This is a genomic window from Candidatus Frankia alpina (assembly GCF_902806485.1).
Classification (GTDB): domain Bacteria; phylum Actinomycetota; class Actinomycetes; order Frankiales; family Frankiaceae; genus Frankia; species Frankia alpina.
Genome location: NZ_CADCWT010000093.1, coordinates 1 through 16,303 on the forward strand (window position 1 = coordinate 1; position 16,303 = coordinate 16,303).

13 protein-coding genes and 1 pseudogene are annotated in these 16,303 nt (G+C 70.9%); 11 read left to right on the forward strand and 3 right to left on the reverse strand.

The annotated features are described in order from the left end of the window. Positions 1-217, reverse strand: a pseudogene (locus tag G6R25_RS25175) (DUF349 domain-containing protein); the annotation flags it as partial. 220 nt (positions 218-437) lie between these two features. Here G6R25_RS25175 and G6R25_RS12080 point away from each other — a divergent pair. From G6R25_RS12080 to G6R25_RS12100, 5 genes are all read left to right on the forward strand, one after another. Next, the gene (locus tag G6R25_RS12080) at positions 438-1,346 is read left to right on the forward strand and encodes a carbohydrate ABC transporter permease (protein ID WP_163553058.1); all 909 of its coding nucleotides are present in this window, start codon (positions 438-440) and stop codon (positions 1,344-1,346) included. Next, positions 1,343-2,281 (forward strand): carbohydrate ABC transporter permease, encoded by a 939-nt coding sequence (locus G6R25_RS12085; RefSeq protein ID WP_163553049.1) that lies wholly within the window; start codon positions 1,343-1,345, stop codon positions 2,279-2,281. Before G6R25_RS12080 ends, G6R25_RS12085 begins: the two co-directional genes overlap by 4 nt. 12 nt (positions 2,282-2,293) lie before the next feature. After that, positions 2,294-3,652, forward strand: a complete 1,359-nt coding sequence (locus G6R25_RS12090) for an extracellular solute-binding protein (protein WP_163553050.1) — start codon at positions 2,294-2,296, stop codon at positions 3,650-3,652. Next, the gene (locus G6R25_RS12095; protein ID WP_163553051.1) at positions 3,649-4,932 is read left to right on the forward strand and encodes an ABC transporter ATP-binding protein; all 1,284 of its coding nucleotides are present in this window, start codon (positions 3,649-3,651) and stop codon (positions 4,930-4,932) included. Before G6R25_RS12090 ends, G6R25_RS12095 begins: the two co-directional genes overlap by 4 nt. 842 nt (positions 4,933-5,774) lie before the next feature. After that, positions 5,775-7,124, forward strand: a complete 1,350-nt coding sequence (locus tag G6R25_RS12100) for an NsdA family TPR-like regulatory protein (RefSeq protein WP_163553052.1) — start codon at positions 5,775-5,777, stop codon at positions 7,122-7,124. Positions 7,125-7,140: 16 nt separating this feature from the next. On the opposite strand, the gene ygfZ is transcribed toward G6R25_RS12100, so the two are convergent. Continuing rightward, a complete protein-coding gene (gene ygfZ, locus G6R25_RS12105; RefSeq protein ID WP_163553053.1) occupies positions 7,141-8,292 on the reverse strand; it encodes a CAF17-like 4Fe-4S cluster assembly/insertion protein YgfZ in 1,152 nt (383 codons plus the stop codon). A 592-nt stretch (positions 8,293-8,884) separates the two neighbouring features. On the opposite strand from ygfZ, the gene G6R25_RS12110 reads away from it, so the two are divergent. Then, the gene (locus G6R25_RS12110) at positions 8,885-9,619 is read left to right on the forward strand and encodes a phosphoglyceromutase (protein ID WP_163553054.1); all 735 of its coding nucleotides are present in this window, start codon (positions 8,885-8,887) and stop codon (positions 9,617-9,619) included. An 81-nt stretch (positions 9,620-9,700) separates the two neighbouring features. Here G6R25_RS12110 and phoU read toward each other — a convergent pair whose 3' ends face one another. Next, positions 9,701-10,348, reverse strand: coding sequence for a phosphate signaling complex protein PhoU (gene phoU / locus G6R25_RS12115; RefSeq protein ID WP_163553055.1), 648 nt, complete (start codon positions 10,346-10,348; stop codon positions 9,701-9,703). A 410-nt stretch (positions 10,349-10,758) separates the two neighbouring features. On the opposite strand from phoU, the gene G6R25_RS12120 reads away from it, so the two are divergent. The 5 genes from G6R25_RS12120 (at position 10,759) to G6R25_RS12140 (ending at position 16,075) form a co-directional block, all read left to right on the forward strand. Further along, positions 10,759-12,075: a sensor histidine kinase gene (locus G6R25_RS12120; RefSeq protein WP_163553056.1), complete on the forward strand. Its 1,317-nt coding sequence runs from the start codon at positions 10,759-10,761 to the stop codon at positions 12,073-12,075. Continuing rightward, a complete protein-coding gene (locus G6R25_RS12125) occupies positions 12,072-12,752 on the forward strand; it encodes a response regulator transcription factor (protein ID WP_136448235.1) in 681 nt (226 codons plus the stop codon). Before G6R25_RS12120 ends, G6R25_RS12125 begins: the two co-directional genes overlap by 4 nt. 48 nt (positions 12,753-12,800) lie before the next feature. Continuing rightward, a complete protein-coding gene (locus G6R25_RS12130) occupies positions 12,801-14,012 on the forward strand; it encodes a Ppx/GppA family phosphatase (protein ID WP_473246895.1) in 1,212 nt (403 codons plus the stop codon). Between the two features lie 325 nt (positions 14,013-14,337). After that, entirely contained in the window at positions 14,338-15,273 is a 936-nt protein-coding gene (locus tag G6R25_RS12135) for a sugar phosphate isomerase/epimerase family protein (RefSeq protein ID WP_163553059.1), read from the forward strand. Positions 15,274-15,304: 31 nt separating this feature from the next. Further along, on the forward strand, positions 15,305-16,075 hold the full coding sequence (locus tag G6R25_RS12140) for a class I SAM-dependent methyltransferase (protein ID WP_136449500.1): 771 nt from the start codon (positions 15,305-15,307) through the stop codon (positions 16,073-16,075). Positions 16,076-16,303 lie beyond the last annotated feature (228 nt).

Consider the following 16,303-nt stretch of genomic DNA (forward strand, 5'->3'; position numbering starts at 1 on the left):
CCTCACCGGGGCTCCCGGCCCGCCACGATCCGACGGCGCGCTCACCGCTCGCCGTGCGAACGAAGACGGTGCCGTCCTCGGTGACACGCCCCCAGGCGGATACTCGGTCGGATTTGCTGCGGTCACTCATCGTGTTCCCGAAGATCGACTGACGTTTCCTGTCATTGTTGCAGGCGTCGGCCGCGGAGGGGACGGCCGCCACGTATCCGAACACCATGAATCGGTGCCAGCGCCGCCGCGACACGCCGGGATCCGGAGGATGCGGGCCGGCGACGTCGGCTGGTGGGTCGGTCCACGCGCCCGTCCGCCCGCTGTTGCGGGGCCCCGCGGGGCGGCTGCTTGTTCGGAAGGTCACTGGAAGGCACCGGTTGTTCATTCGGTGGCCCGACCCCGGTCTAGGCGCCCGGTCTTGGGTGGGGCCAAGATGCGTAACCGTGATGAGTGGGATGGGCGGCAGCCGGGTGGGTTGGCGAGTCGGCGCGTTGTTGTCTCCTGCGTTCGTCGGGCTCGGGGTCTTCGTCATCGGGCCCGCCCTGGTCTCGGCCCTTATCGCGGGGACCGACAAGACGCTGACCGGTCCGAGTTTCGACTGGGTGGGCACGGCGAACGCACGCACCGCCTTCTCCGACGCCGACCTCGCCGGCGCCGTGCGCAACACCCTCGTGTACTGCCTCATCACGGTCATCCCCGCGGTCGCGATCGCGCTGGCGCTGGCGCTGGCGCTGGCCGCGGAACGGGTGGCCCACGGCCGCGCCCTCGTCCGCTTCGCGCTGTTCCTGCCGGTCAGCGCGAACATCGTCGCCATGGCGGTGGTGTTCGCGTACATGTTCGACAGCAGCCCCGACGGGTTCGCGAACACGGTCGTGGGCCTGTTCGGGGTGGCGCCGGTCGACTGGCTCGGCGACACCTCGACCGCGTTGCCGGTGGTCGCCCTGGTCGGAGCCTGGCGGCTGACCAGCTTCGTGTTCATCGTCTACCTGGCCGGCCTGACCGCCATCCCGGGCTCCGTCTACGAGGCGGCCGACGTCGACGGGATCCGCGGGTTCGCCCGGCTGCGCCACATCACCCTGCCGCTGCTCGCGCCGACCACGATCTTCCTGGGTGTCTTCGTGACGATCCTGACGCTGCAGACCTTCGAGACGGTCGCGGTCCTCACCAAGGGCGACCCGCTGGATTCGAGTACGACCATCATCTACTACATTTACGAGGTCGGTTTCACCGGATCGTTCCGTATCGGCTACGCCTCGATGATCGCGCTGCTGCTGCTCGTCGTCATCGTGGCGTTCGGGGCCGGCGGCGCGTTGCTCGGCCGGCGGCTGTGGCGAGCGCGGGAGGCCGCCGCGTGAGCGCCGGAACCAGCAGCAACGCCCCGGCTGCGGCCGACCCATCCGCCCCGGCCGGGCACCGCGGCCCGCCCCCCTCCACGCCGGCCGCGGCGCGCCCGCGGCGCCGGCTGCCCGGCGTCGGGACCCTCGCGCGCCTCGCCCTGCTCACCGTCGGCATCGTGGCCGCGGTCCTGCCGTTCGTCTGGATGCTGCGGACCGCGATCGGACCGCCGCAGTCCGCCCTCGCGCTGGACTCCAACCCCATCCCGTCGCGGGTGCAGTTCGACTCGTTCGACCAGGCCTGGCACGCCGGTGACCTCGGACCCGCGCTGCTCACCGGGGTCGGGGTCAGCCTCGCGATCCTCGCGCTTCAGCTCGCCACGGCCGTCCCGGCCGCCTACGCGTTCGCCTGCATGCGTTTTCGCGGGCGCAGCGCCCTGTTCGCCGTGGTGCTGGCCACGCTGCTGGTGCCCGCCCAGGTCACCGCCGTGCCGAACTACGTGACGATCTCCGCACTGGGCTTCGCCGACACCCGCGTCGGCCTGGTGCTTCCGTTCATGACCCACGCCGGCATGATTTTCATGCTGCGCCAGTACATGAGCACGATTCCGGACGCGGTTCTCGACGCTGCGCGGATGGACGGGCTGGGTACCTGGCGGACGCTACGCTCGATCATCGTGCCGCTCGCGGCGCCGGCGATCGCATCGGTGTCCGTGTTCAGCTTCCTGCTCTCCTACAACGAGTACCTGTGGCCGCTGTTGGTCGCCCGATCGCCCGGCATCGCCACCCCACCGCTCGCGCTCGCCCGGCTGATGACGGACTCCTCGTCGGTCATCCCCGATTTCGCCGAGCTCGCCGCCGCGGCACTGATCATCAGCCTGCCGTCACTGGCCGTTTTCGTCGTCGCCCAACGCCGCCTCGCCGCCGGGATCACCGGCACGGGCGCCGGTGCCTGAGAGGGAGAACGCGTGATCCGCATCCGCCGCCTGCTGCCGCTGACCGTGACGGTCACCATGCTCACGTTGACGGCGTGCGGCGGAGGCGGTGACTCCGGCCCGGCGAACCCCGCCGAGAGCCTGCGCCCCACCGCGCGTTCTGCCGCCGCGGGCGTCGACAACGTGGCCGGCGCCACCGCGTCCCCCGAATGCGCGGCCAAGGTGAAGACCCTGCGGATGGCGGCCGTCGGCACCCTCAACGACGTGGCCAAATCGGGCAAGGCGTATATGGAGAGGGCCCATCCCGGCCTCACCGTCGACCTGAACACGTCCGCCCCCGACTACACCGCGCTCGTCCAGCAGATCAGCGCCGACCGGTCGGCGGGCCGTTCCGTCGACGTCGCGGTCGCCAGTTTCGACCTGCTGCCGGTCTTCGCCCGCGAGCTCGGCGCCCAGGAGCTCTCCCCGCACCTGCTGCGCGCCTCCTACGACCAGCGCCTGCTCGGCCTCGGCACCGTCGGCGGGAAGCAGATCGGGATCCCGCAGCAGGTCTCCTCGCTGGCGCTGGTCTACAATCTCGACGTCCTGACCAAGGCCGGCGTCGATCCCACCACCCTCACGACCACCGACGGTGTGATCGCCGCCGCGGACAAGATCAAAGCATCCGGTCAGAATGTCCAGCCGACCGACCTGCCGACCGGCCAGCAGTTCGGGCAGTGGATCCTCAACACGCTCGCCAGCTCCAAGGGCACCCCGATCCAGGACGCGGCCGGCCGGCCGGCGCTGACCACCCCGGCGGCGCGCGAGGCCGCGGCGTTCCTGGCGAAGGCGGGCACCTACGGCCCGCAGTCCGCCGACCCGACCCAGCAGGGGCTGCTGCGCTTCGGCATCCGTAAGCAGACCGCGATGACGGCGGTCACCGTCGCCTCGCTGGCCGGCGGCCTGAAGTTCATCGCAGGTCAGGGAGCGAACGGTTTCCGTGCCGGCGCGATCCCGTTCCCGACCCTGCCCGGCGGCAGCCAGCACCCGGTCGCCGGCGGAAACGCGCTGACCGTCCTGGCCACCGACCGCTGCCAGCAGGAGATGGCTACCGAGCTGGTCGTCTCCCTGCTGTCCCCGGATGTCGTCGTGGCCAGCACCGAGGCGCTCAGCTACATCCCGGTGGACACCCAGGCCGTCAGCCAGCTCGGCTCGTTCTACGACACCTACCCGCAGCTCAAGCCGTTCCTCGAGCTCACCGGCTCGCTGGTCAAGGCGCCGGTGTGGGGCGGGGCCCGCGGCGGTGAGCTGCCGAGCGCACTGTCCGACCAGGTGGTGCGCATCGTCAAGGGCGAGGACCCGGCGAAGACGCTGGCCGCTGCGCAGGCCGAAGCCGTGGAGCTGACCCGTTGAGCGCCCCGGTGCAGGACCGGTCCGTTCCCCGGCTCGAAACGGTCACCGGCGTGCCGATCGAGTTCGACCGGATTAGCCGATCGTTCGGCTCCGTGCACGCGCTGCGCGAGGTCTCGCTCACCGTCGCCCCCGGGGAGATCGTCGCGCTGCTCGGGCCGTCGGGCTCGGGAAAGTCGACGCTGCTGCGGATCTGCGCCGGGCTGGACGAGCCGACCACCGGCGACCTGCGCTTCGACGGAGTCAGCCAGCTCGGCGTCCCGCCGCATCGCCGGGACGTCTCCATGGTGTTCCAGCATTTCGCCCTTTATCCGCACAAATCCGCGTTGGACAACCTGACGCTCGCCCTGCGCCACGGTCGGGGCCTGCCGAAGACGGCCGCCGCGGCCAGGGCGCGGGAAACACTCGCCATGCTCGGCATCGCCGAACTCGCCGGCCGCCGGCCCGCGCAGATGTCCGGCGGCCAGCGTCAGCGGGTCGCGATCGGCCGGGCGCTGGCCACCCGCGCGCGCGTCGTCCTCCTCGACGAGCCCATGTCCGGCCTCGACGCCCAACTCCGGGTCGAACTGCGGGTTGAGATCGTCGGCCTGCTGCGCAGCCTCGGTACCACCGCGCTGTTCGTCACCCACGACCAGGCCGAGGCCATGGCGGTGGGAGATCACATCGCCGTCCTCGGGGAGGGCCGGCTGCAGCAGATCGGCACCCCCGACGAGATCTACGATCGGCCCGCCACCCGCTTCGTCGCCGCCTTCGTCGGCAGCCCACCGATGAACGTCTGGGACGGTCACTGGCACGACGGCCGTCTTCGGGCCGAGGGCTTCGACCTGCCCGCACCCGCGGGCGCGGCCGCCTTCGGCGTCCGGCCCGAACACCTCACCCTGGACGCCGGCACCCGGGAGGTCGACGTGCCCGGGCAGCCCGACCGCCCCGCGCCGCCGAGGGACGCGAGCTCGTCGGCTGGTGGCGCTGTCGTGATCCGTCCCGCTGCCGGCGGCCGGCCGGCTCCCGGCTTCAACTCCGACTCCAACTCCTCCAACTCGGGCTTTGGCTCCAACTCGGGCTTTGGCTTTGGTTCCGGCGAACTGAGGCTTTCCGGCGAGGTCCTCGTCTCTGAGCGGCTTGGGGCCGAGCGGACCGTCCACGTCCGCACCGGCGCCGGCGTGCTCGCCGTCCGGGTGGACGCCGGCATTCACCTGACCCCCGGCGACCCCGTGGTGCTCCGTGCCCCTACTTCTGCGCTTACCTTCTTCGGGCCCGGCGGGGACCGCCTCGACCTCCCCTGATCGGTCAGCCTCTGCCTGAGCTGGGCAGCCGCTCATCTGTTCGTTGCCGGTGAGGGCTGGGCGTGATCGTTACTGCTGGTAGTCGGTGAGGTGGGTGAGGGCGGCGGGGTGGCGGTCGGGTGCAGGGGAGCAGCGCCGACTGGCTCTTCTGTAGGGACAAATCGGACGCCGAACCCTATAGAAGAACCAGATAGGCGCTCTCCCATGCATCCGTAGCCTCGCCCACTCCGCTGCGCGTCACAAAAAGTGACAAGAAGACGGAAACCATGAGGGGCTGGCTGGAAACCGTGGCCAACCCTCGGCGCGATCGCCGTTCGCCGCCGAGATCCTGGCTGCCCGCGCTTTAACGGGAGCGACAGGTAGCGCGACCCTGAATCGCCGTCATCGGTTAATCGGATTGCGATTAATCCGGATTCTGGCTGCGAGCGGCGGCGTTTCAGAGGATGGGTGACGGCGGGCGTCTTTATATGCTTTGCTGTCTGTCAAACACCCGTCGCGCGGACGGTGTCCAACCGGGTCCCACCCCTCGGATGGTTCGTATGGTATTTGTCAGGATAGGCGGGTATGACCGAGATGCGCCACCTGCGGTGTCCGTGCCTGTATCGGCTGGGCAATGCCCCAGGTCGTGGTTGCGGGATCGCGTCGTTCGAGAAATGGACATTACGCCCGGATACCCGGGCAGTTCCGTCGACACCCGTGCAATCAAGGCCGCCAGTGGTCCGGACGTGACCTCTGTGCACGCATCGCACCGGGGTCATCACTATGGACACCAAGATGTCGCGACATGGCGTCAGTGGGCGCTCACAGAATTGCCCAGGAGTTCCGACTCGAGGAGATCGTCGATGCTGACGGACAACGCGCACGCCTGCACTCATCCGCTTGCATTCGTCCGCTTGCAGCGTGGTTGGTCCTACCAGCGACTGGCCCGCGTGGTGGCTCGTCGCGCCCGTGATCTCGGGGTGGCGAACATGGCTGCCGAGCGGCAGAAAGTCTGGCGGTGGGAGCACCGCGGCGTCATCCCGGACCGGGTCTCCCAGCTTGCGCTCGCAGCTGAACTCGGCGTGCCGAACGACCGGCTGGAGTCACATCCGTGGCCGGCGTGGCTGCCGACCGGCGACGCCGTGCGCACCGAGTACCCGTGGACGCCGACCGGTAGCATCACGTCGATCATGGATATCGTCGAGGACGCCCTGTCCGACCGACGTGGCTTCCTGACGATCACCGGAGTCGGTGTCGCGGAGCTCGCGACACAGTGGCTCGGCCTGGAGCCCAGCCGGCTGTCCGCCGCGCTGATCGGCGGACGGGTTGACGACCAGATCGTCAATCAGATCGAACACAACATCCCCGGCCTGCGGGTGATGGACGAGCGCCTCGGCGGCGAGAGCGTCCGGCGCCTGGCCGACGCCAAGCTCGGGGTAGTGGCGGACCTGCTGGTCCGCGGGTCCTACACCGAGCAGGTCGGCCGGCATCTGCACGTGGTCGCGGCCGAGCTCGCCCGGTTCGCCGGCTGGGTCTCCTTCGACGCCGGCTTCCAGACCGCCGCCCAGCGTTACTGGATCACCGCGTTGCACTCCGCGCACGCCGGCGGTGACCGGATGCTCGGCGCGAACGTGCTGAAGAACATGTCCCTGCAATGCGTCGACTTCGCCCGCCCGCGGGAGGCCGTGGATCTTGCGGAGGCGGCCGTGAACAGTATCGGCGGCGAGTCCGGCCGGGTCGGCGCCATGCTGCACATGCGTCGCGCCCGCGCCCACGCCGCGCTCGGCGAGGCCAGCGCCTGCGCGGAGGCGCTGGCCCGATCGGAGAAGGCGATGGAAGCTGCCCAGCCCGAGGACCCGGCCTGGGCGGACTACTTCGACGAGGGCGAGTACCAGGCCCAGATTGGCAGCTGCTACATCGATCTCGGCCACCTCGCGCAGGCCGACCGGTGGCTGGAGCGGTCCCTGACGATCCTGCCGACCTCGCGAGCCCGGGACCGGGCGACCTACCTGCTGCGTCGGGCCGCCGTCCAGATCGACCTGGGCAACGTCGAGCAGGGCTGCTCGCTGACCCGGGAAGCGATGCCAATGCTGGAGGCGACCCGCTCCAAGCGCAACGCCCGCCGGGCCGACGAGCTGCGGCGCCGGCTGCGCCGGCACAGCGCCGATCCGGAGGCGCGCGAACTCGACCAGGCCCTCTCCCGCACCGTCTGAGCGGACATCAGGAGTGTCAGGAGGAACGCAGCAGCCGGCCCGCCGGGCGCTTCGGTGCGGCCGCCGCCTCGTCGGCGTCCGGGTCGATCGCGGCGGCGACCTGGGCACCGTCGAGGTCGGTGACGACGAGGGCGGTGCCCACCGGCACCGAACGCTTCACGATCGCCAGGGCGATGGGGCCCAGCTCCTCGTGCATCTCGGAGGTGCCGACGAAGCCGACCTCACGCCCGTCGGCCGTCACCGCCGAGCCCGGGGCGGCCACCGCGCCGTCGAGGTGAAGCAGGACGAGCCGGCGCGGCGGGCGGCCCAGATTATGCACTCGGGCCACCGTCTCCTGGCCGCGATAGCACCCCTTGTCCAGGTGCACGGCGCCAGCGAGCCAGCCCACCTCGTGCGGGATCGTGCGATGGTCGGTCTCCCGGCCCAGTCGCGGCCGGCGGGCGGCGATCCGCGCGGCGTCGAACGCGGACAGCCCGGCGGGCACCGTGCCGGCGGCGAGTAGCCGCTGCGCCGTTGCCGCGAGGGTCGCCCGGTCGACGAGCAGATCCACGCCGTACGCCATCCGGCGCACCAGGATGCCGTCTGCGGTTCTGGCTACCGAGTAGGGGCCGGTGACCGGCGTACCGGTCGGCTCGGTGGTGAGCGGCTCGGGCAGGTTCAGGTCGGCACTGCCGAGGGCCGCGGTGACGGTGGGCACCGCGGCCGGCCCGAGCACGCTGAGCACGGCTGTGCCCGTGCTGACGTCCGTCGGCTCGACCCGGAGCAGGAAGCGCATCGACTCCAGGTAGCGCAGCAGCTCGGCGGCGGTGCCGGGTTCGACGTCCACCCAGGTGGCTGCGCCGTCGTCGGCGAGGACGAGATGGTGTTCGACATGACCCTGCGGGGACAGCACCAGCGCCTCGCTGCCCCGCATCGCGCCCAGCCCGGACAGGTGCTGGGAGGTGATGCTGTGCAGCCAGGAGAGCCGGTCCGGGCCGCCGATGCGCACCACCTCGCGGTGCGACCGGTCGACGAGGGCGGCGCCGTCGCGCAGCGCGCGCTGTTCCCGCAGCGGGTCGCCGTAGTGGGCGGCGACCGCCGCGTCGTCGCCGGCCGCCGGCACCGCGCCGGGCAGGTCGAGCAGCGGGGATCGGATGGCTTCGGTGCTCGGGGTCGACCCAGCGCTCATGGCGTTGAGTCTAGGTCGCCGCGCGGGCCCCACGCCGCCGTCCACCGCCCGGCCGGGCAGACGTGATCATTCGATGCGGGGTGCGACCAGGTTATTCCGACGGCCGGTATCACGGGTGTCTCAGCGGGCGGTGGCTTGCCGTGTTCCCGCCAGGAGTGTTGCGAGCGTCCCATCGACGCGACCGAAAAAGCCGTTGCGAGGTGGCCGCCCGGCCGCGTAGCGTCTGCGGTACACGAGAAGGGAGGTGGTCCACACTTTGTATGCTCATAGGACTCGTGAGGTGACTGTCCGCTAGCCGGTCTCGTGGTCCTCACCTCTAGCCGGGTGGCCCCCACGGGCACCGGCACCGGCGAGTACCAGGCAGATCACCCGACCCCCGGGCGCCGTCGACAAGTCCCGACGGACCGCCACCGCTTCTGCGGCGGCGGAGCGCCCGGGGGTCGCTTCATTTTCCGGGCCAGAAGATCTTGGCTGGCCCCTTCGGTGGGGCGTCGGCGTCGCTCGGTCCCGGCCGCGACCGGCGGCGATCCGGCCGGCGGCAGGAACCGGCAATGCTGGCCGAGGGCCCGGGCCAGCAGGCAGGATCTCGGATATGCCGACCCTTGTTCTGCTCCGCCACGGTGAGAGCAACTGGAACCGCGAGAACCTGTTCACCGGCTGGGTGGACGTCGACCTGTCCGAGGAGGGCCTGAAGGAGGCCACCCGCGGCGGGGAACTGCTGCTCGAGGCCGGTCTCCTCCCGGACGTGGTGCACACGTCCCTGCTGACCAGGGCGATCCGCACCGCCTGGCTGGCGCTGGACGCCGCCGGGCGGACCTGGGTACCGGTCCGCCGGAGCTGGCGCCTGAACGAACGGCACTACGGCGGCCTGCAGGGCCTGAACAAGGCCGAGACGCTGGAGAAGTTCGGCGAGGAGCAGTTTCAGCTCTGGCGCCGCTCGTATGACACGCCGCCGCCGGAGATCGGTCCGGAGCAGGCCAGCGGGGTGGACGAGCGCTACGCCGACCTCGCCCCCGACCTCATCCCGCGCACCGAGTGCCTCGCCGACGTCGTCGCCCGGATGCTGCCCTACTGGTACGACGAGATCGTGCCCGACCTGCGGGCCGGCCGCACGGTACTGGTCGCCGCGCACGGCAACTCGCTGCGGGCCCTGGTCAAGCATCTCGATCACATCAGCGACACCGACATCGCCGGGCTCAACATCCCGACCGGCATCCCGTTGCGCTACGAGCTCGACGACAACCTGGGTGTGCTGAGCTCGGGATACCTTGACCCGGATGCCGCCGCGAGCGCGGCGGCCGCTGTCGCCGTGCAGGGCAAGAAGTAACGATGGTCAGCCTCCAGGCCCGCGACAGGCGCGCGGGCCTGGCCCGTCGTCCCGGCGGAGCTGCCGGCCGGTGCGCACCGGTCAGGACGTGGTGATCTCCCCGGTGACCAGGTAGATGACCCGGCGGGCCACGGAGACCGCGTGGTCGGCGTACCGTTCGTAGTAGCGCCCGCAGAGGGTGATGTCGATCGCGGCCTCCATGCCATGCGGCCAGGGCTTCTCGATCAGCACGTGGAACAGGGTGCGGTGCAGCCCGTCCATCGCGTCGTCGTCCGCCTCGAGCTGCTTGGCGAGCTCGGTGTCGCGGCTGGCGATCACCGAGCCGGCCTTCGCGACGATGCGCTGCGCGACCTGGCCCATCTCCAGCAGGGTACCCCGCAGCTCCGGCGGGACCGCCCGCCCGGGGTACCGGCGGCGCGCCACCTTGGCCACGTGCAGCGCCAGGTCACCCATCCGTTCCAGATCGGCGACGATTCGCAGCGTGGTGACCATCATCCGCAGGTCGGTGGCGACGGGTGCCTGGCGCGCCATGACGTCGAACGCGCGCTCCTCGATCTCGTTGCGCAGCAGATCTACCGTCTCGTCTCCGCTGATGACGTTCTCGGCGAGCTGGAGGTCGGCGTCGAGGAGAGCGGTCGTCGCCCGGGCCATGGCCGAGGCGACCAGGTTGGTCATCTCGATCAGGGACTGGTTGATGCTTTCGAGTTCGTCGGTGAAGGCGTCCCGCACGGACGGCTCCTTCTCTTCGCTGGTGGGCCGAGTGACGGCTGTGGGGTGGAACCGGCTGTGGGGTGGGAACCGGCTGTGGAGTGGCGCTCTGCGATGGAGCGGGGCTCGGACCGAACTATTGGGACGAATCGCCGCGATCGCGATGGGGGGAGCTGTGTCGCGGTAAACCTCGACGATGATGTGCGCCTCTCGCGGTCCGGTGAACATCGACGATAGGTCCGATGAACAACTGGCAACCATCGGCGGTGGAGGCTTGCGGAGCGATGCCCAGAAGGCATGCGGGCACCTAGCATGCGGCGAGTGGGTGACAGGTCGGCGGATGCCATGACAACCGGCGCACACCACACCGAGCTGCCCCCGCCCACCGAGCCGCCCCCGCCCACAGAGTGGCCCGAGACGATGGATGGACGATGACGGTGGTACCCGGCAGCAGCAGTGTGTCGACCGGCCCAGACGGGGGTGCGGACGGCGGATCGATGCTGCCCGCGAAGCTGGTCCGTCGGGTCATCTCCGGCCTGCCGACCGGTCTGCTGGTCCTGGATTCCACCGACCGGGTTGTCCTGGTCAACACGGTCGCGAGGCGGATGGGCGTGGTCGACTCCGACGAACTCGCGGTGGCGGAACTGGCCGAGCTGGTGCGGGCGACCCGCGGGGCGGGCAGCGACCGGGAGCGCCAGATCGACCTGCCGCCGGTGCCCGAGCCGCCGCTGACCCGGCCCCGGCCCGACCAGGAGGGCGTTGCCGTCCGCGCCCGGGCCCGTCTGCTGGACTCGTCCGGTCATGTCGCCGTCATTCTGGATGACATTACGGAGTCGCGTCGCGTCGAGGCGGTGCGCCGGGATTTCGTCGCCAACATCAGCCATGAGCTCAAGACCCCGGTCGGCGCTCTGCACGTCCTCGCAGAGGCGGTCGCCGCGGCAAGCGAGGACCCGGTGGCCGTGCGCCGGTTCGCCTCCCGCATGACCCACGAGTCGGCGCGGCTCGCCAGGCTGGTGCAGGAAATCATCGATCTGTCCCGGCTGCAGGGTGCCGAGCCGCTGCCCGATCTGCGGCCGCTGGCGACGGCCGGGCTGCTCGCCGAGGCGGTCGACCGCACCCGGCTCGTCGCCCAGGCACAGGCAATCTCCATCGCAGTGATCGGCGACGGTGAGCTGCGGGTGCGCGGTGACGAGAACCAGCTCGTCACCGCGGTGGCGAACCTCCTGGACAACGCGATCAGTTACTCGCCGCACGGGACCCGGGTGGTGCTCGGCGTACGCCGCAGTGGGACGACCGTCGAGATCTCGGTCGCCGACGAGGGTATCGGGATCGCGGAGAAGGACCTCGAGCGGGTCTTCGAGCGGTTCTACCGCGCGGACCCGGCTCGCTCCCGGGCGACGGGCGGGACGGGACTCGGCCTCGCGATCGTCAAGCACATCGCCACCAATCACGGCGGGTCGGTGACCGTGTGGAGCGTGGAGGGCACGGGTTCCACGTTCACCCTGCGGCTGCCGCTGTTCACCGGTGTGCTGCGATCGTTCACCTTCGGGGAGCGCCGCGCTCCAGCGAGGACCGGACCTGAGATCTCCGACGCGGACGGTGCCGGTGGCACCGACGTTGCCGGTGGTGCCGGCTCGGGAGGCACGGACGGCGGCAGTTCCGACGGGGGGGCGCGCCGCCGCGCCGAGAACAGGAAGCGGTCTGGGTCGGCCGGACCGTCCGATGCGACAGGGGGAGCGAAAAGGTGACCCGGCTGCTCGTGGTCGAGGACGAGGAGTCCTTCTCCGATGCGTTGTCCTTCATGCTGGAGCGGGAGGGCTTCGAGGTGGGGGTCGTCGGCGACGGCCCCAGCGCGCTGGCCGAGTTTGACCGGCGCGGCGCCGATCTCGTCCTGCTCGACCTGATGCTTCCCGGCCTGTCTGGCACCGAGGTGTGCCGCACGCTGCGGAGCCGGTCCAGCGTGCCGATCATCATGTTGACCGCTCGGGACAGCGAGATCGACAAGGTGCTCGGCCTGGAGCTCGGCGCGGACGACTATGTCACCAAGCCGTTCTCGGCCCGTGAGCTCGTGGCCCGGATTCGGGCCGTGCTGCGCCGCCGCTTGGAGACGGAGGAGGCCGCGGAGGTCACCCTGGAGGCCGGACCGGTCCGGATGGACGTCGAACGGCACGTCGTCACGGTCGACGGCGGCGCGGTCACCCTGCCGCTCAAGGAGTTCGAACTGCTTGAGATGTTCCTCCGCAATGCCGGGCGGGTACTCACGCGGGGTCAGTTGATCGACCGGGTGTGGGGCTCGGACTACGTGGGTGACACCAAGACCCTGGACGTACACGTCAAGAGGCTGCGGACGAAGATTGAGCACGAACCCGGGAATCCGCGGCACCTGGTGACCGTGCGGGGCCTGGGTTACAAGTTCGAGCCGTGATCAGGTAGGTCGCGGCCGGAGGGGGGCGGTGTTCAGGTGCTCGGTGGCGTGCGTCCGACGGGGTGGTTCCCGCTCGGCGCCAGCCGTACGACCTCTCGCGCCGAGCATGCCGCGGCGGGCCCGGACTCCGTGCAGGACGGCAGTTCCGCTGCCGTGGATGCCCGGAAGGCCCAAGACGCGGTGGGGGTCGGGGACGCGGTGGAGGTCGGGGACGCCGCGGCGGCCGGTGCGGCCGTCGCGGTGGTCGTCGGCTCGCAGCCGTCCGTGCCCATGCGACCCGCGGTCAGCGTGAGCCCCGTGCCGTCGGGCCCCCATCCCGGTCCGATGCGGCTCGGCGTGATCGACATCGGGTCGAACACCGCCCATCTGCTGGTCGTCGACGCCCATCGGGGTGGGCAGCCGCAGCCGGCGGCCAGCGTGCGGGTTCCGCTGCGGCTCGTCGAGCTGCTCGACGCCGACGGATCGCTCGGGCCCGACGGCGAGCGTGATCTGACCGCCTGCGTGCTGGACATGCGCCAGCAGGCGGAGGCCCTCGGGGTGAACGACCTCGCCGCCTTCGCCACCTCGGCGCTGCGCGACGCGATCAACGGCGAGCAGGTGCTGGATCGGGTCAAGGACGCGACCGGGATCGCGATCCGCGTCCTGCCGGGCGAGGAGGAGGCCAGGCTCACCTTCCTGGCCGTGCGGCGCTGGTTCGGCTGGAGCGCCGGACGGCTGCTGGCCCTGGACATCGGCGGCGGCTCCCTGGAGATCGGCGCCGGCATGCACGAGGACCCGGAGGTCGTCGCCTCGCTGCCGCTGGGCGCGAGCCGGCTCAGCCGGGACTGGCTAGCCGACAACGACCCGCCCAAGCGGGCCGAGTTCGCCGAGCTGCGGCGCTACGTGCGGGCGCAGATCGCGCCGGTTGTCGGCACGATCTACCACCTGGGCGAGCACACCCGGGCGGTGGCCACGTCGAAGACGTTCCGCTCGCTGGCGCGTATCGCCGGCGCCGAGCCCTACAGCCGCGGGCCGTACACCCGCCGGGTGCTGCGCCGCGAGGATCTCGCCGAGGTCGTGGCGAGGCTGTCCCGGATGCCGGTCGAGGAACGGGCCGGGCTGCCGGGGGTCTCGGCGTCGCGGGCGGGGCAGCTCGTCGCCGGCGCCGTCGTCGCCGCCGAGGCGCTTGACCTGTTCAGCATCGACGAGGTGGAGATCTGCCCCTGGGCACTGCGGGAAGGCGTCATCCTGCGCCGTCTCGACTGGCTCACCTCGGCCTGAGCCTCCTGCCGGCGTCCGGCTTCCTTTCTGTCTCTAGGGACAGGCAAGGTAGCCCGGGTCGGGGGAGGCTGTCAGCGTAGAACTTAGAGGTAAATGTCCGGTTGCGGGGGGAGCGCTGTAGCGCAACGATAACGGGATGTTGCCGTTGTCACGTGCGATGTGGGGCTACGCACCCTCGTCCGGCGGGCATCGGAGCGAGCGGGTTCGCAAAGATGGCCTAGCCTGGATGAGGGGAACGGCCGAGCTGGCCGGTTCCCGGTCCGTACGGCAGGGAGTTGGTTTGCAGGCGTCGCGTGAGGATGCGTGGCCGGTGCCGCCGGTCGCGATGGCACCCGCCCGGGTGCCGCCGGAGCGAGCCGCCCCCGTCGCGGCCGCACCCGAGGCCGCCCGGCCCCCCCGATCGGCAGTCGTCCTGCCGCGCGGCGCTCCCGCCCACGCATCCCTCCCGCCCAGCGCCCGGGTAGCGCTGTCCACCGCCTCGACCTACCCAGAGTCCACGGCGTCCGCCTTCGAGATGGCCGCACGGCTGGGCTACGACGGTGTCGAGATCATGGTCTGGACGGATCCGGTCAGCCAGGACCCTGAGGCGCTGCGCCGGCTGGTCGATTACCACGGCATCCCGATTCTGGCGATCCACGCGCCGTGCCTGCTGCTCACCCAGCGGGTCTGGGGCACCGACCCGTGGGCAAAGCTGGTGCGGGCTCGTGCCGTCGCCGAGACGCTCGGCGCCCCGACGGTCGTCGTCCACCCGCCGTTCCGCTGGCAGCGCGACTACGCCCGGGAGTTCGTGACGGGCATCGAGCGGATGGCCGGGGAGACCGACGTGCGGTTCGCGGTCGAGAACATGTTCCCGCTGCGGGCCCGCGGCCGGGAGGTTTCCGCCTACGCGCCGGACTGGTCCCCGGTCGACGACGACTACGCCCACGTCACCCTCGACCTGTCGCACACCAGCGTGTCGCGCTCGGACCCGGTCGCGATGGCCGGCGTCCTCGGCGAACGGCTGGTCCACGTGCACATGGCCGACGGCGTCGGGTCGGCCAAGGACGAGCACCTCGTCCCCGGCCGCGGCACGCAGCTGTGCGCCGAACTACTGGAACTGCTGGCCACCGGGGGTTTCGACGGCACGATCGTCGTCGAGATCAACACGCGGCGCGCCGAGTCGCGCGCCCAACGGGAGGCCGATCTCGCCGAGGCGCTCGCGTTCACCCGGCTTCACTTCGCCGCGCCGTCCGCCGCCGGACTTCATCACACCTACGGCTGACACGCCGGCGGTTAGTCGCCACCATAAGGGCATGTCCCGAGGACGGACCCCGACCGGCTCGTTGTTCGACCCGCTGGCCGATGCCTATGCCGCCGCCAGACCGAGCTATCCCGAGCATGTCTTCGGCGACATCGAAAGGATTCTGGGCCGCCCGCTGGCGGGGGCCGATGTCATCGACGTGGGCGCGGGTACCGGCATCGCCACCCGGCTGCTGCGTGCGCGCGGCGCGCGTGTCGTCGCGGTGGAACCCGGCCCCAGCATGCTCGCCCGGTTGCTCGAGCGCAGCCCCGGACTGCCCGCCGTGCGCGGCGACGGGGAGGCGCTGCCGCTGCGGGCTGGGGTTGCCGACCTGGTCTGTTATGCGCAGGCCTGGCACTGGGTGGACGTGCCGGTCGCCGCGGCGGAGGCCGTGCGGGTGCTGCGCCCCGGCGGCGCCGTCGCCGTCTGGTGGAACGACGTCGACGCGGCGCAGTTCCGCTGGTGGCAGCGCCAGCAGGAACGGCTGGAACGGCTGAGCCCCGGCTACCGGCGGGAATACCGCTCCCGCCCGTTCGCCGACGAGCTGCGCTGGACCGGGCACTTCAGCGAGGTCGTCACCCTCACCGGGCGGTGGCACCGGCGCATCGGAATTGACGACTACCTGACCTGGCTGCGCTCCAAGTCGTACGTCGCGGCAATCGGTGATCGTCTCGACGACTTTCTCGACGCCGAGCATCGGACCATGCTGCGGGCCTTTCCCGACGGTGTCGTCGTCGAGCCCTTTCGCACCCTGCTGGTGATTGCGCGGATGCCGGAGGGCTGATGCCTGAGGGCTGAGTCGTCCACGGCCGGTCGCTTCGGGCCGGTCCGTATTGCCCGGCCGGTCGGTGACGCCTCGTCGCCCCGACTGTCGTTTATGTAATGAATCGCGCACTATGGGTTGCTCGTCCACGATGTCGTTTTCATAGCTGAGTACCCGACTCAAGCTGGATCTACTAGTCCGTTAGTCTTGCGGGCGTTCGTGGGGGTGTGTCGTACTTTGTTGGCGAAG

Bases quoted from the DNA above. Each gene is read 5' to 3' on its own strand.
- G6R25_RS12120 (WP_163553056.1), top strand. From the start codon at position 10,759: ATGACGGTGGTACCCGGCAGCAGCAGTGTGTCGACCGGCCCAGACGGG.
- G6R25_RS12135 (WP_163553059.1), top strand. From the start codon at position 14,338: ATGGCACCCGCCCGGGTGCCGCCGGAGCGAGCCGCCCCCGTCGCGGCC.
- ygfZ (WP_163553053.1), bottom strand. From the start codon at position 8,292: ATGAGCGCTGGGTCGACCCCGAGCACCGAAGCCATCCGATCCCCGCTG.
- G6R25_RS12110 (WP_163553054.1), top strand. From the start codon at position 8,885: ATGCCGACCCTTGTTCTGCTCCGCCACGGTGAGAGCAACTGGAACCGC.
- G6R25_RS12100 (WP_163553052.1), top strand. From the start codon at position 5,775: ATGCTGACGGACAACGCGCACGCCTGCACTCATCCGCTTGCATTCGTC.
- G6R25_RS12080 (WP_163553058.1), top strand. From the start codon at position 438: ATGAGTGGGATGGGCGGCAGCCGGGTGGGTTGGCGAGTCGGCGCGTTG.
- G6R25_RS12140 (WP_136449500.1), top strand. From the start codon at position 15,305: ATGTCCCGAGGACGGACCCCGACCGGCTCGTTGTTCGACCCGCTGGCC.